We start from the raw sequence: 26,496 nt of genomic DNA on the forward strand, positions 1-26,496 counted from the left end.
ATCGATGAACTTATTCGGGTGAGTGGCGAGTTACGTCATTCCCCACGAGTTGTACAAGATCCGATTCGGCGAAGGAAGTCTGGGGCGCAGTCATGCCGGTGGCATGCCTGTGTGATCGCTTCGGAGGAGATGGAATGAACGCGAAGTTCGATGATTTTATCGACGAGAAGGGCCATATCAGGCTCGACTCGGGAAGCACGCTGGTCGACTACGTCCAGCGGCACACCCGGGAGAACTCGGACGAGCTGGCATACCGCTACATCGACTATTCGCGGGACAGAGACGGCGAAGCGCAAGAGCTGACCTGGGAACAGTTCGGCCACCGCCTGCGCGCCGTCGCTGCGCGCCTCCAGCAGGTCACCAAGCCCGGCGACCGTGTCGCCGTCCTGGCGCCGCAGGGTCTCGACTACGTCATCTCCTTCTTCGCCGCCATCCACGCCGGAACGATCTCGGTGCCGCTGTTCGACCCCGACGAACCCGGCCACACCGACCGTCTGCACGCCGTCCTCGGTGACTGCAAGCCTGCCGCCATCCTCACGGCCACCTCCTCCGCCGCGGGTGTTCGACAGTTCTTCCGTTCCCTCCCCGCCGCCGAACGCCCCCGCATCATCGCCGTCGACGCCATCCCCGACAGCGTCGGCGAGTCCTGGGTGCGCCCCGAGATCGATCTCGACGACATCGCGTACCTGCAGTACACGTCCGGTTCCACCCGTGTGCCCGCCGGTGTGGAGATCACGCACCGCGCCGTCGGCACGAACGCGCTGCAGATGGTCGACTCCATCGAGCTCAACGAGAACTCGCGTGGCGTCACGTGGCTGCCGCTGTTCCACGACATGGGTCTGCTGACCGTCATCCTGCCCGCCCTGGGCGGCAAGTACATCACCATCATGAGCCCGCGCGCGTTCGTGCAGCGGCCGTACCGGTGGATCAAGGAACTGGCAGCGGTGTCCGACGGTGCGGGCACGTTCGCGGCCGCACCGAACTTCGCGTTCGAGCACGCGGCCGCCCGCGGTCTGCCGAAGAACGGTGAGAGCCTCGATCTGAGCAACGTGATCGGTCTCATCAACGGCAGCGAGCCGGTCACCACGTCGTCGATGCGCAAGTTCAACGAGGCATTCGCGCCGTACGGCCTGCCGAAGACGGCGATCAAGCCCTCGTACGGCATGGCCGAGGCCACCCTGTTCGTGTCCTCCACCCGGCACTCGGACGAGGCCCGCGTCATCTACGTCGATCGCGACGAGCTCAACGCAGGTCGCGTCGTGAAGGTGGACCAGGACGCCGAGAACGCCATCCCACAGGTGTCCTGCGGGTACGTCTCGCGCAGCCAGTGGGCCGCCATCGTCGACCCGGAGTCGCGCATCGAGCAGCCCGACGACCGGGTCGGAGAGATCTGGCTGCACGGCGAGAACATCGGCATCGGCTACTGGGGTCGCACCGACGAGACCGCCGAGACGTTCCACAACAAGCTCACCAACCGGCTCGCCGAGGGCAGCCACGCGGAGGGCACCCCCGAGGACGCCAACTGGATGCGGACCGGCGACTACGGCGTCTACATCGACGGCGAGCTGTTCATCACGGGCCGCGTCAAGGACCTCGTGATCGTCGACGGCCGCAACCATTACCCGCAGGACCTCGAGTACTCGGCGCAGGAGGCGAGCACCGCGCTCCGCCCCGGCTTCGTCGCCGCGTTCGCGGTCCCGGCCAACCAGCTGCCCGCCGTCGTGTTCGAGAACACACACTCGGGTCTGAACTACGACGCGGGCGACTCGTCCGAGCAGCTCGTGATCGTGGCCGAGCGCGCACCGGGTGCGGGCAAGGCCGACCCCCAGCCGATCGCCGACACGGTGCGGGCGGCGTTGTCGAGCAGGCACGGGGTCACCGCGCGCGACATCCTGCTGGTGCCCGCGGGCTCGATTCCTCGTACGTCGAGCGGCAAGATCGCCCGCCGCGCGTGCAAGGCGAGCTACATCGAAGGCACCCTGCGCGGCGGATACACGCAGACGGCCTTCCCCGATAGCGTTTCCGAATAGTCCACTTCCTGACGGGTAGCTTGGTGAGTTGATGGCTGAAAAAGATGATGACCGGACCAGCAGCACAGGTGACATGACGGTCGCGCAGCTGCGCGAGTGGCTGCGCAACTGGATTGCCGACGCAACCGGGCAACCGGTCGGTCAGATCACCGACGACCGTCCGATGGAAGAGTTCGGTCTTTCGTCTCGCGACGCGGTCGCGCTCAGCGGCGAGATCGAGGAACTGGTCGGCGTCACGCTCACCGCGACGGTCGCCTACCAGCACCCCACCATCGCGTCGCTGGCCACCCGCATCATCGAGGGCGAACCCGAGCAGCCCGACGACTCCGCCGACGCCGCGTACTACGCGTCGGTGCCGACGTCGGACGCGCACGACATCGCGATCGTGGGTCTGGCCTCCCGCTTCCCCGGCGCGGGTAAGACTCCCGCCGAGATGTGGCAGATGCTCGCGGAGGGCCGCGACGGCATCTCCGACCTGCCCGAGGGTCGATGGGAGGAGTTCACCTCCGACCCGCAGATCAAGGCGGCCGTCGAGAAGGCCAACACGCAGGGCGGCTACCTCGACGACGTGAAGACCTTCGACGCGGAGTTCTTCGCGATGTCCCCGCTGGAGGTCGCGAACGTCGACCCGCAGCAGCGCCTCGCGATGGAACTGACGTGGGAGGCCCTCGAGCACGCCCGCATCCCGGCCAGCGACCTCAAGGGTGAGCAGGTCGGTGTGTTCATCGGCAGCTCGGCCAACGACTACCAGTTGCTCGCGGTCAGCGACCCCGTCCACGCGCACCCGTATGCGCTGACCGGTACGTCGACGTCCATCGTCGCCAACCGGGTTTCCTACTTCTACGACTTCCGCGGACCGTCCATCGCCCTCGACACGGCGTGCTCGTCGTCGCTCGTCGCGGTGCACCAGGCGGTGCGCTCGCTGCGGTCCGGTGAGTCGGATCTCGCGCTCGCCGGTGGCGTCAACATGCTCGTCGCGCCGCCCGCCACGCTGGGCTTCGACCAGCTGGGTGTGATGGCCCCCAACGGCCGCATCAAGGCGTTCTCCTCCGACGCCGACGGCATGATCCGCGCCGAGGGTGGCGGCCTCGTCGTCCTCAAGCGTCTCGAGGACGCCGAGCGTGACGGCGACGAGATCCTCGCCGTCATCGCCGGTAGCGCGGTCAACCAGGACGGCCGCTCCAACGGTCTCGCGGCCCCGAACCCCGACGCGCAGGCCGACGTCCTGCGGCACGCGTACCGGGACGCGGGCATCAACCCGGCCGGCGTCGACTACATCGAGGCGCACGGCACCGGCACCATCCTCGGCGACCCCATCGAGGCAGATGCGCTCGGACGCGTCGTCGGTCGTGGCCGCGCCGACGACAAGCCCGCGCTGCTCGGCTCGGCCAAGACCAACTTCGGTCACCTCGAGGCCGCCGCAGGTGCGGCGGGCCTGATCAAGGTCGTGCTGTCGATGCGGGAGGACACACTTCCGCCGACGCTGAACTTCGCCGGACCCAACCCGTACATCGCGTTCGACAAGGCGCACCTGCAGGTCATTCCCGAGGGTGCGGCGTGGCCGCGCTACACGGGCACGGCCGTCGCCGGTGTGTCCGGGTTCGGTTTCGGTGGCACCAACGCGCACGTCGTCGTGCGTGAGTACACCGGACCTGCCGCGGACGACGCGGCCGAGGTCACCGAGCCCGCTGTTCCCACCGAGGAATCGGTGTCCGAGGCCGTCGAGCCGACGATCGTGCTCGCGGTGTCCGGTGCGTTGCCGTCGCGTCGCCGCCGGGCCGCCGCGGATCTGGCCGACTGGCTGGAGACCGAAGAGGGCAGCACCACTCCGCTCGCCGATGTCGCGCGTGCTCTCGCCCGCCGCAACCACGGCCGCTCGCGCGCCGTCGTCCTGGCGAAGACCCGCTCCGAGGCCGTCACCGGGCTGCGCGCCATCGCCGCAGGGAAGCCCGGGCAGGGTGTGTTCTCGGCGGATTCGCCGTCGTCGAAGGGCGCCGTCTGGGTCCTGTCGGGCTTCGGTTCGCAGCACCGCAAGATGGCCAAGCAGCTCTACCTGGAGAACCCGGTCTTCGCCGCCGCCATCGACGAGGTTGACGCGCTGATCGAGGACGAGGCCGGCTACTCCATGAAGGAGAAGTTCCTCGACGACGCGATCGACTACGACGTCGAGACCTCCCAGGTCGGTATCTTCACCATCCAGATCGGTCTGGCGGCCCTGCTGCGTCACCACGGCGCCGAGCCCGAGGCCGTGGTCGGGCACTCGATGGGCGAGGCTGCCGCCGCGTACATCTCGGGTGGTCTGCCTCTCGAGGACGCGGTGCGGGTGATCTGCGCCCGGTCCCGCCTCATGGGCGAGGCCGAGGCCACGCTCGAGGGCGACGACATCCGTCTGATGGCGCTCGTCGAGTACAGTGCGTCCGAGATCGAGACCGTCCTCACCGACTTCCCGCACCTCGAGGTCTGCGTGTACGCGGCCCCGACGCACACCGTGATCGGTGGCCCCGAGCCCGAGGTCAACGCGATCGTCGCGCGCGCCGAGGGCGAGGAGAAAATGGCCCGCGTCCTCAAGACGAAGGGCGCCAGCCACACCTCCCAGGTGGATCCGCTGCTGGGCGAGCTGGCCGCGGAACTGGCGGGGATCGAGCCGACCAAGCTGAAGCTGGGCGTGTACTCCTCGGTCGACCAGGACACGTACTACCGCGCCGGCCACGAGCCGATCCACCGCGAGGAGTACTGGACCAAGGGTCTGCGCCACAGTGTGTACTTCACCAACGCCGTGCGCCTCGCCGTGGGCAACGGGCACACCACGTTCGTGGAGCTGGCGCCCAACCCGGTGGCCCTGATGTCGGTGGCCGCCACCGCGTTCGATGCCGGCCTGCACGACATGCAGCTCATCCAGACGCTCAAGCGCAAGGAGGACGAGCCGCTCGGTGTCCTCGCCGCGCTCGCGCAGCTGTACGTGCACGGGCACGCCGTCGACCTGTCGTCGCTGCTCCCCGAGGGCGACTTCGCGTCCGTTCCGCGTACCGCGTGGATCCGCAAGCCGTACTGGGTGGAGACCCGCATCGACTCCAGCGGCAACACCCGTGTCCCCGGTGCGCACGTGTCGCTGCCCGACGGCCGCCACGTGTGGGAGGTCCAGGCCGGCGCGGTCACCGACCTGCCCGCACTGGTCACCGCCGCCGCGTCGCAGGTGCTGTCGGACGTGACGCTCGCCGCGTCCGTCCTGCACGCTCACGCTCCCGCGGAGGGCACGCTCACCACCACGCTCAACCCGCATCCGGGTGGCGCGTCGCTGCAGGTGCACGCGAAGAGCGGCCCGAGTTTCACGCTGCTGTTCGATGCCGCCGTCACGTCCGGTGCGGCGTTGCCCGAGCCGGTCGTCGCGCCGCCGGTGCAGTCGACCTCCCCGGTGGAGGAGCTGCCCGAGGTCGTCGAGGACATCGGCGAGAAGTGGGACCCGAACGGTTCGCAGACCCTCGAAGACCGTCTCGCGCTGATCGTCGCCGAGTCCATGGGCTACGCCCCGGAAGACCTGCCCGCCGAGATCCCGCTCATCGAGCTGGGCCTCGACTCGCTGATGGCCGTCCGCATCAAGAACCGCGTCGAGTACGAGTTCGACATCCCGCAGCTGCAGTTGCAGGCGGTCCGGGACGCGAATCTGATGGAGGTCGGCAAGTACCTGCGTTACGCGGTCGAGAACCGCGAAGAGGTGCAGGCGCTGGCGGACAAGCAGAAGGCCGAGAAGGAAGCGGAGGAGGCCGCGGAGGCCGCGGAGGCCGACCGTGACTCGGAGGCCGCTCGTGAATCCGAGGGCGCCGCGTCTCCGCTCGACGCGGAAAACACGTCCGTGGAGGCCGAGGCCGAGGCGATCCTCGCCGCGACGCCGGTGCCGGAGACGGCTGCTACTCCCGAGGCGGCCGCCGTGGACAGCAAGGAAGCGTTCGCCGACGCGACCGGTTCCGACGTTCCGCCCCGCGACGCCGCCGAGCGTCTGACGTTCGCCACGTGGGCCGTCGTCACCGGCGAGTCCGCGAAGGGCATCTTCAACACGCTGCCGATCCTGAACGACGAGACGGCGGAGAAGCTGGCGGCTCGGTTGTCGGAACGCGCGAACGGTGAGATCACGTTCGACGACGTTCTCGACTCCACCACCATCGAGGAACTCGCCAATGTGGTGCGCGGATTCCTCGAGGATTCCGGCAAGATCGACGGACTGGTCCGTGCGCTGCGGGCCCGCCCGGAAGGATCGGATGCCGTCCCCGTGTTCGTGTTCCACCCGGCCGGTGGTTCGACGGTCGCGTACGAGCCGTTGCTGAAGCGTCTGCCCGAGGGCACGCCGATGTACGGGTTCGAGCGCACCGAGGGTCCGATCGAGGTCCGCGCGGCGGAGTACCTGCCGCTGATCCGTGAGATCCAGGGTGACGGACCGTATGTGCTGTACGGCTGGTCGCTGGGCGGTGTGCTGGCCTACGCGGTGGCGAAGCTGCTGCGCGAGTCGGGTGCGGACGTCCGGATCGTCGGCCTGATCGACACGGTGATGGCCGGGGAGAAGGTCGAGGACACCCCCGACGAGATCCGTAAACGCTGGCAGCGGTACGCCGCGTTCGCGAAGAAGACGTACAACGTGGACTACCCGCTGCCGTACGACAAGCTCGCTGCGGCGGAGAGCGACGAAGAGCAGATCAAGATCCTGACGGAACTGCTCAAGCTGAGTGGTACGAAGATTCCCGGTGGAATCATCGAGCATCAGCGCACGTCGTGGCTCGACAACCGGGCCATCCAGACTGCCGAGCTCGAGCAGTACGACGGCGACGTCGTCCTGTACATGGCCGACCGCTACCACGACGACGTGATGAACCTGGAGCCCGCGTTCAAGACCCGGAAGCCGGACGGCGGCTGGGGCGACGCGGTGAAGAACCTGGAGATCATCCACGTGGGCGGCGATCACATCCAGATCGTCGACGAGCCGTACATCGCGAAGGTCGGTGCCGACCTCACCAAGAAGCTGGCGGCGATCCAGGCCGCCGGAACCGGAGCGCATCAGTGACCACCACGACCGCAGAGAAGCTTGCCGAACTGCGCGAAAAGCTCGAAACGGCGAAGGAACCCGCGGGCGAACAGGCTATCGCCAAGCGCGCGAAGAAGGGTATTCCGAGCGCGCGCGAACGCATCGACATGCTGCTCGACCCGGGAAGTTTCATCGAGGTCGGCGGCCTGATGCGCCAGCCCGGTGATCCGGGTGCCCTGTACAGCGACGGTGTCGTCACGGGCCACGGGACCGTCGAGGGACGACCGGTCGCGGTGTTCTCGCACGATCAGACCGTGTTCGGCGGTTCCGTCGGCGAGATGTTCGGCCGCAAGGTCGCCGCGATCATGGAGTTCGCCGCCAAGATCGGCTGCCCCTGCGTCGGCATCAACGACTCGGGCGGTGCCCGGGTGCAGGACGCGGTGACGTCGCTGGCCTGGTACGCGGAGCTCGGCCGTCGGCAGGAACCGCTGTCGGGGATGTGCCCGCAGATCTCGATGATCCTCGGCAAGTGCGCGGGCGGCGCGGTCTACGCGCCGATCAACACCGACGTCCTGGTGGCCACCGAGGAGTCGTACATGTTCGTCACCGGGCCCGACGTGGTCCGGAAGATCACCGGTGAGGACGTCAGCCTCGAAGAACTCGGTGGCGCCCGGAACCAGGCGCAGTACGGCAACCTGCACCATGTGGCGGCCGACGAGAAGGCCGCGTTCGAGTGGGTGCGCAAGTACCTCAGCTTCCTGCCGTCGAGTTGCATGGAGAAGCCGCCGGTGGTCAACCCGGGTCTCGAACCGGAGATCACGGACTCCGACCGCGACCTCGACACGTTCATCCCGGACGCCGACAACGCCGGCTACGACATGCACGACATCCTGCTGCGGATCTTCGACGACGGCGAGTTCCACGAGATCGGCGGGCAGGTGGCGCTGAACATCATCACCGGCTTCGCCCGCGTGGACGGACGTACGGTCGGGGTGATCGCGAACCAGCCGCTGGTCGCGGCGGGCGCGCTGGACGCCCAGGCCTCGGACAAGGCCGCACATTTCATCCGTATCTGCGACGCCTTCGACATCCCGCTGGTGTTCGCGGTCGACACGCCCGGGTTCCTTCCCGGCCTCGAGCAGGAGCGGATCGGCGTCATCAAGCGTGGTGGCCGGTTCATCTTCGCGTTCGTGACGGCGACGGTCCCGAAGGTGACCGTCGTGATCCGCAAGGCGTACGGCGGCGCGTACGCCGTCATGGGCTCGAAGCAGCTGGGCGCCGACATCAACTTCGCGTGGCCGACCGCCCGCATCGCGGTGATGGGTGCGGAGGGTGCTGTCGACCTCATCGGGCGTAGGCAGATCGAGGCCGCGGGTGAGAACGCTCCCGCGGTTCGCAGGCAGCTGATCAACTTCTACAACGAGAACATCGCGACGCCGTACATCGCGGCGGAGCGTGGCTACATCGACGCCGTCATCGAGCCCGCCACCACTCGGCTCGAGATCCGCAAGGCGCTGACGATGCTGCGCGACAAGAAGGTGCAGCGCAACCCGCGCAAGCACGATCTGATGCCTCTGTAGGTCGCCATCGCGGCAGTGACTCATGCCGACCGCCGCTTCGGTTCGGTGTGGACGAACACCGGCGGCCGGGGGCGCGACGCCGCCCGCGTGTGCGCCGCGTGGAGGTCGGCGAGCACCGTCGCCGGGTCGGCCTGAATCTGCTTCGGCAGGTGCGTCACGACGATGATGCCCTCGCGCTGCATACGCGCCCGCCGCCTCATCGTCGCCTCGTGGAGTTCCGGCGAGAAGTGGTACTTCAGCGAGTCGATCTCCCAGGCGACGGCGACGTCGTCCAGCCAGCCGTCGGGACGGGCGATCCACAGCCCGGCGGCGGACAGGACGTCCACGTTGTGCAACATCGGCGGAAGACCGCTCGTCGCATACACCTTCTGCGCGTGCACCTCGGCGACGGAATGCGCATCGTCGCTCAGTTCACGCAAGACCGCGCGGGGCAGGCGGCTTCCGCGGTCGCTGCCGTGCTCGAGTTCACGCACGAGGTCGTCGACAGTCACGTCGCCGCGCTGGATCCCGCCGGCGAGGAGCGCCCGATAGCTGTCGGCCTGAAGCGTGCGACGACCGGCGTCCAGGAGGCTGCGCGCCGGGGGAGCGAGCCGCAGGAGTCCCCGGTGGACCGGTGCGGGCATGCGCCACGTCCGCTCGACCTTCACGTACGCCCAGTCCCGGCGGTGCCGGGTGGACGGGATGAGCAGCAGCACGTCGTTCCGGGACGCCGACGAGGTGTAGCCGAACGCGGCGAGCGCGGCGTGACCGGACAGCAACGCGTCCGGACCGCCGTATTCGAGCGCCGCCAGATTGCGCTGCAGCATCGTCGGCGGCCCGTTGTGCAGCAGGACGACGCCGGGGAGGATCCGCTGCCACGGACCGCCGTCGGCGCAGCGTGCGGAGATGGTGCCCTTCGCGACACCCAGCCGTTCCAGGGTGGCCGCGCGGACCACACCGTCGCGGCTGACGGCGGCTATCGCAGAGGGATCTTCGGCCCAGGTTCCTCGTCGCATGGGTCAGAGCATGCCGCGGGCGAATCGGACCGTCGCCGGAAAGCCCACGTCGGAAATTGCCCTGTGGATGGACGGAAGGTTGTGGACAACTCCGCGGGCGGCGGAGCCGTTTCGCCGTGTCGGCCCGCCCAGCGCGGCGCCCGATGTGACATTCGTTCAGTCAGAGTGAACGCGTGTGACATCGGGCGACGCAAGCAGAGCAGAAGCGAATAGGCAGGTCTACGGGCTGCTGTACACCCGCAGGGTGCCCGGCTTCCACAGTCCGGATCGGGTGGCGGTCTCGGTGTCGACCGTGGCCGCGGTGGCGTCCGGGTAGTACCGGTCGAAGCGCTCGAGGGAGCCCCAGTCGCGGCCCCAGTCGTCCCGCATGTAGGTGGGGATGGCGGTGGCGCTGGCGAGTAGTTCGGTGAAGCCGAGGGGGCCACCGTTCTCCGGGGACTGCCAGGTGTCGGTGGAGCTGACGGCCAGCGGGCGGTCGGGGAGGATGCGGTAGTTCGGCATCTCCGCGACACCGTACTGGTGGTCGAATGGACGCTGGCACGGGAACTGCAGCCCGACGGCCCAGTCCAGGAGCACCGGCTGCGAGCTGCCGATCGTCGAGTTGAGGGTCTCGAGCTTCGGGACCCGCGGCGGGGTGAAGGCCAGCCACTGGTCGCCGGTGAGGTTGGGGTCGTTGGCGACGATCCGCACGGAGTCGGCGTCGGGGGACAGTTCGCTGATCGGGACGCGCAGGTTGCGCCACGACGGTGCGGGCCCGATGTCCTTGGGCAGGTAGGTGCCCTGGGCCTGCACGGTGCCGTCGGGCTGACGCTTGCCGTATTCGAGGAGCAGTGACTGACCGTAGGTGAGGGCGCCGGTCGAGTCGACCGACCAGATGCGGCCCGCGGCGGACATGACGATCAGCGGGGCGTCGTCGCTGCGCTCGGGGAGTGCGTACCAGCTGGACGACAGCGTGGCCGGTTCCTGCACGCCTTCCTGGTAGCTGCCCATGACGGGTGTGGTGGCGGGGTCGAGTCCGAACGGCAGCTTGGCGGTGCTGCCGTTGACGCCGACGTTGCCGGTGCCGCCGCTGGTCCCGGCGCTCGATCCGGTCTCGAAGCTGGGCCCGACGCTCTGGTTGTCGGTGTTGCCCATGCCCTGCTTGACCTCGACGTAGTCGGCGGTCAGGTCGGACGGCACCCCGTTGGGGGAGAAGCCGACGGGGTTGGCGCCGCCGAGCGGGTCGGCGGGGTTCGCCAGCGGCTGCGCGGGATCGTTGAGGGGTGTGAGGTTGCCGCCGTTGGTGTCGCCTTCGACGAGGACGTCCTCGGCGAGGCCGCACGTCTGCCCGGTGAGGGAGTCGAAGTTCGACCGTGCCAGCGAGTACGCCGGGTACTGGGAGACGGCGCCCTTGAGGAGCGAGAGGACTTCGAACAGCACCATGATGCCGGCGATGACGGTGAGCGGGGCGGCCGCGAATTTCCTGATCCGCCTGCCCTTCTCGGTGTTGGCGCGGGCGGGTGGCGCGGCGAATCCCTCACGCAGGTACTGCCAGGCGGCCAGTGCGACGGCCAGCCCGAACAGGACGAGGAAGAACGTGTTGGACTGGCGGCCGCCGATGGAGACGGTCTTGTCGAACCACGGCACGCCGTAGCTCGAGACGTACCAGTAGCCGTTGATGCCCGCGAACGTCAGGGCCAGCATGAGGAGCAGGCCGGCGAGGAAGATCGTGCGGTTGCGGCGCGACCGCAGCGCGGACGCCGACACCGCGACGGCGGTGAGTGCGGCCAGGGAACCGGCGATGCCCGCGTACGCCCCGAAGTGGTGGGTCCACTTGGTGGGGTTGAACATCATGAAGAAGATCGTGCCGAACACGACACCGAGCAGACGCCACGACGGGCCGGTGGCGGCGCCGGGGATCCGCTTGCGGCGCAACAGGATGAACAGCGTCGTCAGCAGGCACAGGATCATCGTCAGGAACGCGAAGCGGCGAGCCACCGAACCGTCGACGGTCGGGACGAAGAGGTAGTAGTAGCGCAGGAAGTCCTTGTACCACTCGAGGTTCGGGCCGATCAGGGTGCGGACCCGGGTGGCCTCCATCACCGCGGCGACGGTCTGGTCGGCGAACACCACGACCAGGACGATCGTGCCCGCGGCCGCGATCGGAGCCAGCAGCGGCAGCGTCCCCACCTGGCGGTGGCGCTTGACGACGATCCGGACGAGCGGACGGGCGCCTGCGAGCAGGGCGGCCACACACATCAGTCCCGTCGGGGCGGCCGCGAGCGTGAACGCGCCGATCAGCACGGCAACAGCCGCGGGGAGGAGACGTCCGGTCGCGATGGAACGCTCGATGGAGCACCACGTGAGCAGGGCGCCGAGCGCCACGATGGGCTCGGGCCGCAGGCCGTTGTTGTAGGGCAGCCAGAACGCGAGGAAGACGAGTCCGCCGGTCCACAGCGCGACCTTGTTGCGCCGGACGGACCGGCCGAGGCGGGGAGCGACCTCCCGGCTGATCACCATCCAGCACAGGATGCCGGCGATGAGGGCGGGCAGTCGCATGAACGGGCTGGCCGTCGAGATCTTGGCCATCGCGGCGAGGACGTCGTAGTACCAGCCGAACGGCGCCTCGGGGACACCGAACCAGCGGAAGTAGTTGGCCATGTAGCCGGCGTGGTCGGAGACCCGGGCCATGGTGAGCAGGTAGCCGTCGTCGGACGTGTTGGCGCCGATGAAGTGCCACAGCACCAGCGTGCCCACGACGATCGTGTCGAGTCCGGTGAATTTCCACCAGTGCGACGGCAGGAAATTGCGGTGCCCGCGCCCGTCCGTGCCGTCGAGGCGGCCGAGGGCGACCAGGGCAATGGCCGTGGCGAGGAGGGCCACGATCATGGCGACGAGCTTGATGAGTGTGGGGCTCGACGAGAATCGGGAGTCCACGTTCATCGTGAACGACAGGCCCGCCGGCGCCGCCCCGTCACGGAGGTCGCTGAACACGCCCACCACCTGCGGGCGGAGGTCGCCGGTGAGGGAACCGGCGATCGGGTCACCGGTCGGAGTGGTCAGACCCACGAACTCGGCGGACGTCGCGTCGATGTTCGACGTGATGCGGATCTCGGTGCAGGCGCCCGACTGCACCTGTTCGCGCGGCGCCGTCGCGATGGTGACGTTGCGGTCGAGCACGTCCACGGACTTGTCCGACACCCGCACGAACATCGCGTTCAGTGCCGCACCCTCGCCCTGCGCGGGGGCCGTGGCCAGCAGGATTCCGCCCTGCGGGGGCAGCCCGGCCACCGCCGAACACGGGATCGCCGCCGACAGGTCGACCGGGACCTGCGACATCAGCGGTGCCTCGAGGTCGCCGACGACGCCGTTCTCCGGCCAGTTCACCGCTGCGGTGGTCTGCTGCACCGGCATGAACGGGGTGGCCACTGCCAGCACGAACCCAATGAGGCCGGTGACGATGGCGATCAGACGGGCGGTCCGGTACTCACTCCGCCGGTCCTGGCGAGCAGGCGGCGAAGTGGATGCGGGATCGGAGACGGAAGTTGTCAGAGCGTCGGGCACGGTTGTCGATGGTATGTCAGGAACCTGAGTAGGCATATTGCCGCCTACCAGAGGGTAGGGACACGTCTAGTAGTAGCGCACCGGTCCGGGCGACCAGGTACCCGACCTGGTCACCTGTTCGGATTCGACCCGCGCGGGCGTCGCCGACTCGTCGAGCGACGTGTACCGCTCGAGCGAGCCCCAGTCGCGGTCCCAGTCGTTCGACAGGTAGGTGGCCAGGGTGCTCGCCGACAGCAGCTGGTCGGTCCAGCCCAGCGGGCCGCCGCCGAACTTGTCCTGCCAGGCATTGGTGGACTCGGCACCGATGCGGTCGGGGAGGACGCGCCACTGCGGGACCTCGGCGACGCCGTAGCGGTGGTCGAAGGGCCGCTGGCAGGGGAATGCGAGCCCGACGGCCCAGTCGAGGAGCACGGGGTCGCTGGAGCCGACGACGGTCTGCAGTGTCTGCATCGACGGCACCCGGGGCGGCGTGACCGCCAGCCACTGACCGGGGTCGGTGTCCGGGTCGTCCGCGACGAGCCGGACCGTGTTCGCCTCGGCGGGCAGCTGGTCGAGTGGCACGCGCAGGTTGCGCCACGACGGGGACGGTCCGATGTCGATCGGGTCGACGGTGCCGAGCGCGGTGACGGACCCGTCGGGGCCGGTGACGCCGTACTCGACCTTCAGGCTCTGGCCGGGGGTGACGACGCCGTCCGCGTCGACCGACCGGATGCGTCCGGCGGCCGAGATGGTGAGGATCGGTGCGTCGTCGCTGCGGTCGGGCAGGCCGTACCAACCGGTGGTGAGGGAGGCGGGCTTCTGCTCCCCGCCCTGCTGATAACTGCCGAGGACCGGGGTCCGGGCGGGGTCGAGGCCGAACGGCAGCGTCACGGTGCTGCCGTTGACTCCGGCGGTGGCCTCGGTGCCGCCACCGGTACCGGAGCTGGTTCCCGTCGTCGTCTCGTCGGTCTCGGTGTCGACGGTGTTCGCGCCGCCGGTGGCGATCTTCTCGGAGTCGGCGGTGAGGTCGTCGGCGATGCCGTTGGGGGTGAAGCCTTCCGCGGCGGTCGTGCCGAATGCGCCTGCGCCGTTCGGGTCGGTGACCGGGGTGAGCGGCTGCAGCAGGGCGGCGGTGGGGTCGGTCTCGACGAGGACCTCGTCGGCGAGCGCACACGAGTTGCCGGTCACCGACTCGATGTTGGCTTTGGCGATGGAGTACCCGGGGTACTGCGCGACGGCCCCCTTCAGCAGCGACAGCACCTCGAACAGGACGACGGCCCCGGCCGCGACGGTCAGCGGCGACGGCGCCAGCATCCGGGCACGCTTGCCGTTGGGTTTCCTGCCGTTCTCGTACGGTTCGCGGACGTGGTACCAGGCGGCGAGGAGCAGCGTGAGCACCGTGAGGCCCAGGAACAGCGTGGAGAAGCCCTTGCCCGCGATCATCGGCGGCTTGTCCCACCACGGGACGCCGTAGCTGGACACGTACCACCAGCCGTTCGAGCTGGTGAACGCGACCGCGAGGATGAACAGGACCCCCGCGGCGAACAGGGTGCGGTTCCGTTTGGAACGGATGCTCGCGGCACCCACCCCGACCGCCGCGAGCACCGCGACCGAGCCGGCGAGACCCGCGTACACACCGAAGTGGTGGGTCCACTTGGTGGGCGTGAACATCATCAACAGCAGTGACGCGAACACGATGCCGAGGATGCGGCGGGACGGTCCGATCGCGGTCCCGGGCACCTTCCCCTTGCGCAGGATCAGCATCACGCAGACCACGACGCACAGCAGCATCACGAACACGCCGAATCGGCGGGCCAGCGAGCCGTCCGGCGAGATCCCCATGAGCGAATCCCAGCGCAGCCGCTCGTCGAACCAGGCCACGTTGGGGCCGAGGGCGGTGCGGACGCGCGTCGACTCGAGCACCGTCGCGAGTGTCTGATCCGCGAAGACCGCCACCATCACCACGGTTCCGGCGGCGAGGATCGGCAGGATCTGGGACGCGAATCCCACCCGGTGGCCCCGTGCGATCACGATCTGCAGGATCGGCCGCGCGCCCGCGATCAGGGCGGCGATACAGATCAGGCCCGACGGTCCGGCCGCGAGGGAGAACGCGGCGATGAGCACGGCGACGGCGCCGGGGAGAAGTCGTCCGGTGGCGATGGCGCGCTCGATCGAACACCACGTGAGGAGGGCGCCGAGCGCGATGACCGGTTCGGGACGCAGCCCGTTGTCGTACGGCAACCAGAACGCGAGGAAGACCAGTCCGCCGGTCCAGAGGGCAGTTCTGTTGCGGCGCACGGCCACACCGAGGCGGGGAATGACCTCGCGGCTGATCACCATCCAGCAGAGGAGGGCGGCGAGGAGCGTCGGCAGTCGCATCCACATGCTCGCGGTGCTCACCTTCGCCAGCGCCGCGAGGAGTTCGTACGACCATCCGAACGGTGCCTCGGGGACGCCGAACCAGCGGAAGTAGTTGGCCATGTAGCCGGAATGCTCCGACACGCGGGCCATGCCGAGGAGGTAGCCGTCGTCGGAGGTGTTGGCGCCGACCACGTGCCACAGCAGCAGCGTCCCGATCACGACCGCGTCGACACCGGTGAACTTCCACCAGTGCGCGGGCAGGAAGCGGCGCGCGCGGCGGCCGTCGATGCCGTCCACGCGGTGCAACGCGTACAGCGAAGTCAGTGTCGCGAGGACGCACACGATCATCGCCAGCAGTTTGAGCAGGGTGGGGCTGGACGAGAATCGGGAGTCGGGGTGGACGTGCACATTCAAATCCGCCGGCGCCGCGCCCTGCAGGTCGGTGAACAGGCCGACCATCTGCGGGCGCTGGTCGCCCTCGACGGAACCGGCGAGGGGTTCGGCGGTGCCGGTGATCTCGGCAGACGTCCGCTGATGGTCGGATGTGACGGTGAGGGCGGTGCAGCCCCGGAGGTCCGCGGCGTCCGCCGAGATCAGGGAGATGCCGCGAATCGTGACGTCGACCGTGCCGCCGGCGCCCCCCTTCACGACGAGACCGTTCTTCTCGAAGTCGGGCGCGCGATTCGGGAGGGTGGAGACGACGGTGCCGCCGTCGGGTCCGAGTTGCGTGAACACCGAGCACGGCACGTTCACCTGTATGTCCAGCGGTGTGTACGAGACCAGCGGCGCCTCGACGCTGTTCAGGGTGCCGTTCTGCGGCCAGTCGATCGACGCGGCGTCCTGCTTCACCGGCAGGAACGGGGTGGCCAGCGCGAGCACGAACCCGATCAGGCCGGTGACGATCGCGACGAGCCGGGAAGTGCGGATGGTCCGAAGGTCAGGCGGCGGGGGTTGGGACGGCACAGAACGATGTTAGGCGATGGTGGCTCTGCCACCCGTGAGTACTTGTTAACGCCCGGACGTTAAGAAGTACTCACGGGACCGAAGGTCACGACCGCGGCGACGTCGTCGAGGGAGAGGTCGAGAACCCGGGCGACCGCGGCGATCGTGAAGAACGCGGGTGTCGCGATGCGCCCGGTCTCGATTTTGCGCAGGGTTTCGACGGAGATACCCGCGTCGAGTGCGACCGTGACCATGCTCATGTCTCCTCGCGCGGATCGCAGCAGCTCACCCAGCCTCTGCCCGCGTTCGAGTTCCTCTGCTGTCAACGGCACACGCACCATGTGCCATATAGTAATACCGGTATAGAAATTGGAAACCGTCGTGGAGGGTGTTGTGGTCGAGTTGAAGACGGCGGCCGAGGTGCAGGCGATGCGCGCGGCCGGCCGGGTGGTGGCCGACGCTCTGGCAGCCGTACGTGAGGCGGCAGTGACCGGGGTGACGCTCAAGGGTCTCGATGCGGTGGCCGCCGCGGTGATCCGCGACGCGGGAGCGGAGCCCGTGTTCCTGAACTATCACCCGAACTGGGCGCCCAGCCCGTTTCCCGGGGTCATCTGCGCGAGCGTGAACGATGCTGTGGTGCACGGCATTCCCGGCGAGTACCGTCTCCGCGACGGTGACCTCGTCAGCATCGACTGTGGCGCCAGGCTCGCCGGCTGGTGCGGGGACGCCGCCGTGAGCTTCGTCGTGGGAACGGCGGACCCGGCGGACGTGGCACTCGTCGAGGCCACCGAAACCGCTCTCGCGCACGGCATTGCGGCCGCACGGCCGGGAAACCGGTTGGGAGACATCGGTGCCGCCATCGGATTGTTCGCGCGCGGCGCGGGGTACGGGATGCTCGCCGACCACGGCGGGCACGGCATCGGCAGGCAGATGCACGAAGATCCGCACGTGCCCAACGAGGGACGTGTCGGGAAGGGAATGCTGCTGCGTCCGGGGATGGTGATCGCGATCGAACCCATGCTCATCGCCGACGGCACGGACGACTACCGGCACGAGGCAGACGGCTGGACGCTCCGCACGGCGACGGGCGCCCGTGCCGCGCACAGCGAGCACACCGTCGCGATCGGTACGGACGGACCGGAAGTGTTGACGCGGTAAGTCTTTCCTACGTCAGTGCTCGCACGTCCCACACCCACACGCCGTCGACCGGCTTCGCGGGCGCCCCGACGAGCTGCCGGACCGTCTCGCGCAGAACGCGATCGTTCTGGGTGTGCGGCAGGACCAGGACGTCGGCGTTCCAGAATTTCAGGTCCGTCAGTGCCTGGGCTTTCGTCGCCTCGTCGATGGCAGGCACCTGGCCGGACGATTGTGCGGACGCGAGCAGCAGCGCGGTGGGGCGATCGTCGGGCCCGTACTTTCCCTGGTCCTCGCTGCCGGCCGGGCCGACGAAATACCCTCCGGCGATGGGGAATGCAAGATCCTGCTCGGTCTGCCAGCGCAGCATCCGCGCGTTCTCCGGGGAGGGGAGCGGCACCGTGACGACGGAACCCTCGGTGACGTACTCCCGCCACGTGCCGTCGGCAAAGAAACTTGGTGCGGTGTCGCGCTGCACGACGGCGAGCGGCGTGGGCGTCAGCGGAAGCAGCGCCACCGCGAGCCAGCCGACCCAGAGCAGGGTGGTGGTCCGCTGGCCCTCGCGGGCGGACGCCAGGGCGCGGTCGGTGCCCAGCGCGAGCAGCAGGGCGGCGGCGGGCAGGCAGCCCATCGCGAAGCGCGATTCGAGAACGGACTCGAGGAGCGGCAGGTGTGAGATCAGCTTCCACGGCAAGGGGATTCCGGTGTCCCAGCCGCCGATCGTCAACGACGTCCCGAGTGACAGGACGCCCATCACGGCCACGGTCGCGGAGGCGGCGCGGGCCAGCGGCATGCGCCACAGCCACAGGGCCGACAGGCCGAGGAGGATCAGCAGGGGCCAGCCGAAGTACGCGTTCTCCTCGGTGGCGTTCATACTGAACTCGGCGGACCCGGGCTCGCCTGCCAGCGAGGACGTCGGAAAGCTGGTGAACGCCTCGGTGTCGTTGCCGACCGGGCCGTGTTCGATCGCCCGGTAGCTGTCGGGTCCGAAGAACTGCCACCACAGGGGCACGGCGGCGATGGCCAGCGCGATGCCGCCGGCGATCGCGAATCCCGTGATGCTGCGCGTGGCCGCCGCGACTGCCGCTCGCGGGCGCGACGCCGCGAACGCGGCACCGAAGACCGCGAACGCCAGAGCGTAGATCAGCAGGGGTTCTTCGCCGAGGAAGATCTGATAGGCGATCAGCAGGCCCAGTACGATGCCGTCGCGCACCGGGCGCGCCCCGCTGCCCAGCCTGATCACGGCCAGCGCGATGAAGGGCAGCAGGAACAGGGCGACGAAGTTGGGGTGCCCGTTGGTGTGCGAGATCAGGGCGGGGGCGAAACCGCACAGACCACCGCCGACGGCGGCCGCGAGTCGCGACGACACGACATGCCGCGAAAACACCCAATACCAGGCAATTGCCGTGCCCGACAGGCCAAGTGTGAGCGCGAGAGTGAAGGTGACGTTCGGTCCGAACAACAGCGTGATCGGCGCCAGCGGAATGCTGATGCCGAACATCGCCGTGTTGCCCATGAGGTTGACGCCCAGCGGGTAGTTCTGCAGGTCGCTGGACAGCGGATTCTCCAGATGGACCAGTGAGCGTGCCGCGACCGCGAAGAACCATTCCCACATCGTCTGGTCCTGGCCGCTGCGTACCAGATAGCCGGTCCCGAGGTGTTTCCACTGGCGGGCCAACACGAATGCCGCGAGACCGACGTAGAAGACGATCGCCGCGACGTCGGCCGGGTGCGGCCGGAGACGGGAGCGGAGAGGGCGAGCAATGGTGCTGGTGCTCTCTGCCTGCCGAGTGGTCTCGACCTGGGTGAGTATCTCAGTCACGCAGCTGCGCCTCCGGTTCTCGGGTCGATGTCAATCGCCCGAGGGTACCGGAGGTCGCTGAGAGCTTCCTGGGTTGCGATCGCGTGATTGTTGCATGTATCACATCAAGTTGATTTGTGAACTTCTGATCAATACAGGGATATTCTCCTGCCCCACTGGTTACGCTCAGCATGCTTTTTCGTATCGGTTGCAGTGCACTCTGAATGGGGTCGGCATGACGAACATCAGCACATCTCGATTTGGGTACAAACGGTTTACACGCTCGGTGGCAGTCGCAGGCATCGCCGCGCTCGCCATGGTCATGGGCAATGGCACCGCGTCGGCCGGCGTGGACAATTCCAGCTCCGTGATCGACGCACGAGGGAATCGCATCGAAGTCGTGCAGGGCGACACGCAGTATCAGGTCGTACCGCCGCTGGACGGCGTACCCACCAGCGTGGAGTTCTTCCACAACGGTTACGCGGGGGTCGCCATCACCGGGCCGAACGCGGAGGAGTTCAAGGGAACTCAGCTCACCGTCGGTTATCAGATCGGCTACCCGGTCTCCCTGGCCGGCGCGACGATCGTTCTCAATTCGCCCGGGCTCGGGTTCGCGATCGGGTCGAGCAACGGAATCAATCTGGGACTTGTCCCGGACTTCACGCTGGATTTGAACGCCGGGACCAACGCGGAACTCGCCGGTGACATCATTCCGTCGCAGGAACTCGACATCGACCTGGAGCCCGGTGGAATCACCACCGTTCCGCTCCTCGAGGGTCAGGAGTTCGACGGATCGGCGGCTGTGGTCAGGATGCAGGGAGTTCATGGCTCCATCTCCGGTGCTATCGGGCCGGTCACCATCCGTCCGTACGCCATGGCTGTGACGGAGAACGGTGACACCGTGATGACTTACGGCGTGCCGCAGAAGCTCAACTAGGCAGCCCGCCCGACAGGGTGCCTGACAGGGGTCGCCGGACTGACGTCCGGCGACCTTTGTCGACTGACATGGACGACGATGTCGCCTGTGATCCACACGGCGGCACCGAGCACGGCGATCACGAAAAGCGCCCACTGCCCGACGTAGGCTCCGACGATCGCTCCGATCGTCACAGCGAGTCCGGCATGCACGACCACCTCACCGCCGGCGGTGCCGAGAAGATAGTCCTCGGCACCGCTACCGGCACGTCGCGGCTCCACTGCATCCGGCATGACCGCTCCTCGCGACGACCCGACAATTCCCCTCGGGGCGCGGAAAATTCCCGCCTCCCTGATTGGGTGCGGGGTTCCCGCGAGGGGGGTGCGATAAACGTGAACAGACCGATCAGTTTCTTGTGACGACCACGAACGGCCCGGTCTCCGACACCGTGAATCGGGGGTCGTCGAACAGTTCCTTCGGGAACGTGACGGTGTAGCGGCGCACGTTGGGGTCGTTGGGATACACGTCCTCGGCGAGCCGCAGCGTGTACCCGTCGGGGCCCTGGCGGAACACGAACGCGTCGGGGGCGCGCCACGGCGCCGTGTCGAGTGCGGTCACCAGCTTGTCGGGCGTCTCGAGCTCGCTCCACTCCGAGATGGTCCGGGCGCGTCCGGCGAAGTCCGCCAGGGGATTCGAGTAGTGCGACGTCAGCGCCTGGAACCCGAGGTAGGGGTAGAAGCTGAGGAAACTGGTGTCGGCGGTGAGGACCACCGTGTCGTCGCGGTCGCGGGGGACCTGCGTCTGGATCAGCTCGTCGACTGCCGCGTAGTGGGCGGCGGCGCCGGGTGGGCGCTGGTCGGCGCGTTCACCGTTGCCGTCGGTGTCGGTGTAGGCGACAGCGATGTCGGAGTCGAGGAACTTGGGGATGTTCTGGACGAACGACAGCGCGCCCAACACCCCGATCACCAGGACCGCCCCTTTGACCCGCGGGTTGTCGCTGGTCGCGAGCACGAGCCATCCTGCGAATTCGACGAATCCGAAGACACCTGCCGCGCCGAGCAGGACGATCAGCACAGGCTCGAGCCGGAACGAGAGGAGGGTGCTGCCGAGCACGGTGAACGCCATCGACAGTAGCGACCACAGGTAGATGGCCACCACTCCGACGCCGAGTGCCTGCGCGCGCCGCGACGTCGACGCGCGGGCGACGAGCCAGATGGTGCCGAGCAGGCACAGTGCCCCGGTGAGGGAGAAGTGGATCATCGGCAGCGGCAGATGCGCGCCTGCCTCGGGCAGATAGTGCAGCGCTGTTCCCGACGCCGCGGGCGAACCGCCCACGACCTTCAGCAGATACGGCAACCAGACGGTCAGCGCGAGAAGGCCGGACACGGCGGCGATCACGATCAGCCGGACCAGCGGATCGATCGCCGCCCGCCACGACTTCTGGGCGCGAATCCGCAGGGTCGCGGCCAGCAGTGCGAGCAGGGTGATCGCGAAGGCGGCGAGTCCGAGATACAGCGTGTAGAACGTGGCGGCGAGGCCGAGGAACAGACCGGTGCCGATCACGGCGCCCCAGCCGCCGCGACCGTCGACACGGTGCAGCCCGCCCCAGGCGAGGACGAGTGCGGGACCGATCAGCAGGGTGATGACGGCGCCGTACGGTTCGGGTGACCCGTAGGCCAGGACGAGTGCCGTGGTCGCGAGGGACACCACGATGGCCAGGTCGTGGCGGATCAGGTTGCTCCACAACACCAGTGCCACGACGGCTGCGACGGCGAGCGATCCGATGGCGTACGGCTTGAAGGCGTCCCAGCCGTCCATGCCGAGGAGGTTGGCGACGCGCCCGCCCACCCAGAACCATCCGGCGGGGTAGTACGGCGGCAGGTCGGCGTACGTCATGTCGCGCAGTGCCGCCGAGTCGGTCAGCCGCGTGAGGTATTCGGTGCGGAACTCCTGGTCGACGGAGACGCCGTGTAGATAGAGCTTGGTGGCCGCGAGAGGCAGGCCGAGGGTGACGGTCACGAACCCGGACAGGCTCGCCCACGACAGCAGCCGGGCGAACCGCGGAGTCCGGTGCAGTCGCACGAGCAGCACCGACACCGCGATTCCCGCGATGGCGACGACCTGGCCGACCGTGGTGACGGCCTGAGTCACGTTGGACGAGTTGAACGCCGGCCACTGCACCCGCGCGAACGCGAACAGTCCGACTGCCGCCACCACTGCGGCCACGACGGCCCCCAGCAGCATTTCGAGAGCTGTCGACAGGGACCGTCGGGCCGGTGCTACGTCTGCTTCCGTCACGAGGGCGAAGCTTAGATGGGCAGCTTCTTGAAGATCGGTCGCGGGATGTGCCGCAGGATCATCATCACGTAACGGAAGGCGCCCGGCGCCCACACGAGATCCTTGCCCTTCTCCGCCGACGTGACGGCGAGCTTGGCCACGTCTTCCTTGTTCACGGTGAGCGGGGCTTCCTTCACGTCCGCGGACATGCGGGTGCGGACCTGGCCGGGTCGGATGACGAGGACGCGCGGACCGAATTCACGCAGTGCCTCACCGAGTCCGAGGTAGAAGCCGTCGAGTCCGGCCTTGGTGGATCCGTATACGAAGTTGGAGCGCCGCACGCGCTCGCCTGCGGCGGACGACATGGCGATGATCTGGCCGAAGCCCTGTGCCTTCATCTTCTCGCCCACGAGCACGCCCACCGACACCGCGGCCGTGTAGTTGACCTCGGCGATCTGGACGGCCTTGCGCTGGTTCTGCCACAGTTCCTCGGCGTCGCCGAGCAGGCCGAACGCGACGATGGCGACGTCGACGTCGCTCTTCGCCCACGCTTCGTCGATGACCTTCGGGTGGCTCTCGGTGTCGACGGCGTCGAAGTCGATGACGTCGACGGCGTTGGCGCCGGCCGCCTTCAGCTGGGCGACGGCGGCATCGCGACCGGGATCACCCGGCAGCGCGGCGAGGATCACCCGCATCGGCGCCTTCTTCAGGTACTCCTCGCAGATCGCGAGACCGATCTCGGAGGTGCCACCGAGCAGCAGGAGAGTCTGGGGGTTCCCGACAGCGTTGATCACTAGAGTTCCAACCTTCTGGACATATCGGAGGCGAAGACATTGGTGGGGTCGTACTTGCGGCGGGTGGCGATCCACTCGTCGATCCGCGGGTACATGGCGTGGAAGGTCTCGGCGGTGGTCCGCGAGTCCTTGGCCGTGTAGAGGCGGCCGCCGAACTTCAGGACCCGCTTGTCGAGTTCGGTGACGAACTCGTTCAGGCCGGGCTTGATGCGGAAGTCGACGCAGATGTTCCAGCCCGGGATAGGGAAGCTCAGTGGGGCCTGGTTGCCCTCGCCGAACAGCTTGAACACGTTGAGGAACGAGTAGTGCCCCGACTTCTGGATGTCGCGGATGATGGCCTTGAATTCCTCGACCGCGGTGGTCGGCACCACGAACTGGTACTGCAGGAATCCGTTGGATCCGTAGGCGCGGTTCCACTCACCGAACATGTCGAGCGGGTGGTAGAACTGCGTCAAGTTCTGAACCTTGTCGCGGTACGTGCCCGACTTCCGGAACCACAGCTCGCCGATCATCGAGAAGTTGAACTTGTTGGCGAGGCCGTTCGGGAAGACGTCCGGGAACGTCAGCAGCTGCGGCGCGTCGAACGCGAGGGGGTTCTTCTGCAGCTTGGCCGGCAACTGGTCGAGCTTCGCGAGCGAACCGCGGGAGATCGCGGCGCGACCCAGCTTCGGCGGCGCCGCGATGGCGTCGAACCAGGCGCTCGAGTACTCGTAGTTGGATTCGCTGCCGTCGCTGTGCAGCGCGATGGTCTCGTCGAGCGTCTGGGTGACGTCGCCGTCGGCGATGAAGTACGCCGTCTCGGTGGGCGTCATCTTGATGGTGGCCTTGAGGATGATGCCCGTCAGGCCCATGCCGCCGATCGTCGCCCAGAACAGTGCGCCCTTGGGGTCGTTGCGGCCGCCCTTCGGCGTCAGCGTCCGCACCTTGCCGTCGGCCGTGAGCAGGTCCAGGGACACCACGTGATTGCCGAAGCTCCCGGCGCTGTGATGGTTCTTGCCGTGGATGTCGGAGCCGATGGCGCCGCCGATGGTGACCTGCCGGGTGCCGGGCAGCACCGGAACCCACAGACCGAACGGCAGGGCCGCCTTCATCAGCTGGTCCAGGTTGACGCCGGCGTCGACCTCGACCAGGTGGGTGTCGCGGTCGATGCGGTGGATCCGGTTCAGCGCATTCATGTCGATGACCAGGCCACCGGCGTTCTGCGCCGGGTCGCCGTAGGAGCGGCCGAGGCCACGGGCGATCACCCCACGCTGAAGGTGAGCGGGCTTCGACTCGTTCTGCTCCGCGACCTGGGCAACCGCTCGCGCGATCACTTCCACGTCGGGAGTGGACAGCACCTGCGCGGTGGTGGGCGCGGTGCGTCCCCAGCCGGTGAGGGTGCGGGTCTGTGTGGGGAGCGCCTGGGTGGGCGTCTCTTCTGCTGTCGTGGACATCGAGGTAGAGGGTACCCGGAGGCCGGCCCCGTGGGCCCGTGCGTGCTTATCCACCGCGGGCGGTCGACAAGTACTCACGGGGCGCTAGCCTCGTCGTCGTGTCAGAAACCCAGCCGAGTCACGAGCACGAACCGCACGTTCCGCTCCCCGTCGAGATCCCCGTCACCGAGAACATCGCGGACGACGCACTGGACCTGAAGACGCAGATCATCCGTTTCGTCCTGACCGGTGGATTGTCGGCCATCGTCGACTTCGGGCTGTACTTCCTGCTGTTGGAAGTGGTCGGGCTCCCCGTGAACGTGGCGAAGTCGATCAGCTTCATCGCGGGCACCACCACCGCGTACCTGATCAACCGCCGGTGGACGTTCAAGGCCGAACCGAGCCGCGCCCGCTTCGTGGCCGTCGTCATCCTCTACGCGGTCACGTTCGCCGTGCAGGTGGGCCTCAACTGGGTGATGTACCACGCATTCCCCGACGAATGGTGGCGTCTGCCGCTCGCGTTCGTCATCGCCCAGGGCACGGCGACGGTCATCAATTTCGTCGTGCAGCGCGCGGTGATCTTCAAGATCCACTAGGCGCTGCCGGGCAACCGCACGGCAATGCCCCGGCGGGTGCTGCGATGACCCCTATCCGGGTGTTTCGGTAACGACTCAGCAACTTCTCTGGTGTGGCGGGTGTGTTCGGTGAGAATCGATCAATGCTGATTGTTCTCGATACCTCGGCCGTCACTCGCGACGTGCGCTTCGAGACGTTCGTCCGCGACGCCCTCGATCAGGGGAGCCGGGTACTCGTGCCGCGCCTGGTCCTCGTCGAGGTCGCGCACCGGTACCAGCGCGAATCGGTCGCGATGATCGAGGCCCTCACCGTCCAGGCGCGCATGTACGACCGGCTCGGGCTCCGGGAGGATCTGTCGGTCTTCGTGGATGCCGCCCGGGCCAAGGCCGACGGGTACGTCGACTCGCTGGCCCGGCAGCTCGAGGCGATGGGCTGCGACGTGATCGAGCCGGCGCACGCCTCGCACCTCGAGATCGCCGGTCGCGAGTTGCAGCGTCGTCGCCCGTACGTGGACAAGAAACGGCACGGCTACACCGCCACGGTGAACTGGCTGACGGTCCTGGACATCGCCGATCGCCGCCCGTCCGAGGACGTGGTGTGGGTCAGTGCCAACTCCCGGGCGTTCGGTAGCGGCGAGCCGTCGACGTGGCACGACGAGATCTGGGCCGAGCTGCAGGAACGTGGTCTCGATCACCGGGTGCGGTGGGTGGTCGACCTGCACGACGTGGACCTCCGGGAAACCGGCCTGCCCCGCCGCGAACGGGTCTTCGAGCCGGTCGTCACGTCGCCGCCCGTGGCCGCCGTCACGGCGCCACTCCCGCCTCGGGCGCCCGTCGCGGCCCCCGAACCCGTGGAACCCTCGGGTCCGGCTCCCGCCGCGGCCGTGCCTCCCGTGCACGTGGCGCGACCCCGGGTGGCGCCGCAGCGGATCCTGCCCTCGGGCAACGCGGACACCGGACGCCGCGGCATCGGCAGGGTGATGGGCGGACGCAAGCGAAAGGTCACCGTCGTGGAGGAGCTCGACGACCTCGATTTCGGCTGAGCCGGACGCCCGATGTCCCACTTGGCACGCCCGCGATAACGATTCGGGCAAAGGGGATAACGACTTGGGGCCGAAGCCACCATGAGTGACACACGATCGCGGC

16 protein-coding genes are annotated in these 26,496 nt (G+C 68.1%); 7 read left to right on the forward strand and 9 right to left on the reverse strand.

Translation table 11 applies throughout. The features are described from left to right. The first annotated feature begins 134 nt into the window (after window positions 1-134). From fadD32 to G9373_RS06665, 3 genes are all read left to right on the forward strand, one after another. Window positions 135-2,030 (forward strand): long-chain-fatty-acid--AMP ligase FadD32, encoded by a 1,896-nt coding sequence (gene fadD32, locus G9373_RS06655; RefSeq protein WP_054246989.1) that lies wholly within the window; start codon window positions 135-137, stop codon window positions 2,028-2,030. A 73-nt stretch (window positions 2,031-2,103) separates the two neighbouring features. Next, complete coding sequence (pks13, locus tag G9373_RS06660) at window positions 2,104-7,080, forward strand: polyketide synthase Pks13 (RefSeq protein WP_005565876.1); 4,977 nt, start codon at window positions 2,104-2,106, stop codon at window positions 7,078-7,080. Then, on the forward strand, window positions 7,077-8,621 hold the full coding sequence (locus tag G9373_RS06665; RefSeq protein ID WP_005565873.1) for an acyl-CoA carboxylase subunit beta: 1,545 nt from the start codon (window positions 7,077-7,079) through the stop codon (window positions 8,619-8,621). Before pks13 ends, G9373_RS06665 begins: the two co-directional genes overlap by 4 nt. Before the next feature lie 20 nt (window positions 8,622-8,641). Here the strand turns inward: G9373_RS06665 and G9373_RS06670 are convergent, their stop codons facing one another. The 4 genes from G9373_RS06670 to G9373_RS06685 all read right to left on the reverse strand — a co-directional run bounded on the left by G9373_RS06670 (window position 8,642) and on the right by G9373_RS06685 (window position 16,782). Next, entirely contained in the window at window positions 8,642-9,616 is a 975-nt protein-coding gene (locus tag G9373_RS06670) for a hypothetical protein (RefSeq protein WP_133985910.1), read from the reverse strand. Window positions 9,617-9,835: 219 nt separating this feature from the next. Then, window positions 9,836-13,159 carry an arabinosyltransferase domain-containing protein gene (locus G9373_RS06675; protein WP_054246985.1) on the reverse strand — a complete coding sequence of 1,108 codons (3,324 nt, stop codon included), beginning with the start codon at window positions 13,157-13,159 and terminating at the stop codon, window positions 9,836-9,838. Between the two features lie 66 nt (window positions 13,160-13,225). Then, the gene (locus tag G9373_RS06680; protein ID WP_054246983.1) at window positions 13,226-16,462 is read right to left on the reverse strand and encodes an arabinosyltransferase domain-containing protein; all 3,237 of its coding nucleotides are present in this window, start codon (window positions 16,460-16,462) and stop codon (window positions 13,226-13,228) included. A gap of 59 nt (window positions 16,463-16,521) precedes the next feature. Continuing rightward, window positions 16,522-16,782, reverse strand: coding sequence for a helix-turn-helix transcriptional regulator (locus G9373_RS06685; RefSeq protein ID WP_005572349.1), 261 nt, complete (start codon window positions 16,780-16,782; stop codon window positions 16,522-16,524). Between the two features lie 52 nt (window positions 16,783-16,834). Between G9373_RS06685 and map the strand changes: the two genes are divergently transcribed. Next, window positions 16,835-17,599 (forward strand): type I methionyl aminopeptidase, encoded by a 765-nt coding sequence (gene map / locus G9373_RS06690; RefSeq protein WP_133985911.1) that lies wholly within the window; start codon window positions 16,835-16,837, stop codon window positions 17,597-17,599. A gap of 7 nt (window positions 17,600-17,606) precedes the next feature. On the opposite strand, the gene G9373_RS06695 is transcribed toward map, so the two are convergent. Then, a complete protein-coding gene (locus G9373_RS06695; protein WP_133985912.1) occupies window positions 17,607-19,397 on the reverse strand; it encodes a glycosyl transferase in 1,791 nt (596 codons plus the stop codon). Window positions 19,398-19,611: 214 nt separating this feature from the next. Here G9373_RS06695 and G9373_RS06700 point away from each other — a divergent pair, with 214 nt between their 5' ends. Beyond that, window positions 19,612-20,313, forward strand: a complete 702-nt coding sequence (locus G9373_RS06700; RefSeq protein ID WP_120659913.1) for an MspA family porin — start codon at window positions 19,612-19,614, stop codon at window positions 20,311-20,313. Here the strand turns inward: G9373_RS06700 and G9373_RS06705 are convergent. From G9373_RS06705 to G9373_RS06720, 4 genes are all read right to left on the reverse strand, one after another. Continuing rightward, entirely contained in the window at window positions 20,310-20,585 is a 276-nt protein-coding gene (locus tag G9373_RS06705; protein WP_054246977.1) for a hypothetical protein, read from the reverse strand. The two genes, G9373_RS06700 and G9373_RS06705, sit on opposite strands and share 4 nt — an antisense overlap. A 112-nt stretch (window positions 20,586-20,697) precedes the next feature. Then, the gene (locus G9373_RS06710) at window positions 20,698-22,590 is read right to left on the reverse strand and encodes a galactan 5-O-arabinofuranosyltransferase (RefSeq protein ID WP_208328707.1); all 1,893 of its coding nucleotides are present in this window, start codon (window positions 22,588-22,590) and stop codon (window positions 20,698-20,700) included. Window positions 22,591-22,601: 11 nt separating this feature from the next. Beyond that, window positions 22,602-23,363 carry a decaprenylphospho-beta-D-erythro-pentofuranosid-2-ulose 2-reductase gene (locus G9373_RS06715; protein ID WP_005248822.1) on the reverse strand — a complete coding sequence of 254 codons (762 nt, stop codon included), beginning with the start codon at window positions 23,361-23,363 and terminating at the stop codon, window positions 22,602-22,604. Continuing rightward, complete coding sequence (locus tag G9373_RS06720; protein ID WP_005253221.1) at window positions 23,363-24,796, reverse strand: FAD-binding oxidoreductase; 1,434 nt, start codon at window positions 24,794-24,796, stop codon at window positions 23,363-23,365. Before G9373_RS06720 ends, G9373_RS06715 begins: the two co-directional genes overlap by 1 nt. A 98-nt stretch (window positions 24,797-24,894) precedes the next feature. On the opposite strand from G9373_RS06720, the gene G9373_RS06725 reads away from it, so the two are divergent. Beyond that, window positions 24,895-25,371, forward strand: coding sequence for a GtrA family protein (locus G9373_RS06725; protein ID WP_005248820.1), 477 nt, complete (start codon window positions 24,895-24,897; stop codon window positions 25,369-25,371). Window positions 25,372-25,493: 122 nt separating this feature from the next. Next, on the forward strand, window positions 25,494-26,393 hold the full coding sequence (locus tag G9373_RS06730; RefSeq protein ID WP_133985913.1) for a PIN domain-containing protein: 900 nt from the start codon (window positions 25,494-25,496) through the stop codon (window positions 26,391-26,393). Window positions 26,394-26,496 lie beyond the last annotated feature (103 nt).

The sequence above is a fragment of the Rhodococcus sp. A14 genome (assembly GCF_011603105.1).
GTDB classification, from domain to species: Bacteria; Actinomycetota; Actinomycetes; order Mycobacteriales; family Mycobacteriaceae; genus Rhodococcus_F; species Rhodococcus_F opacus.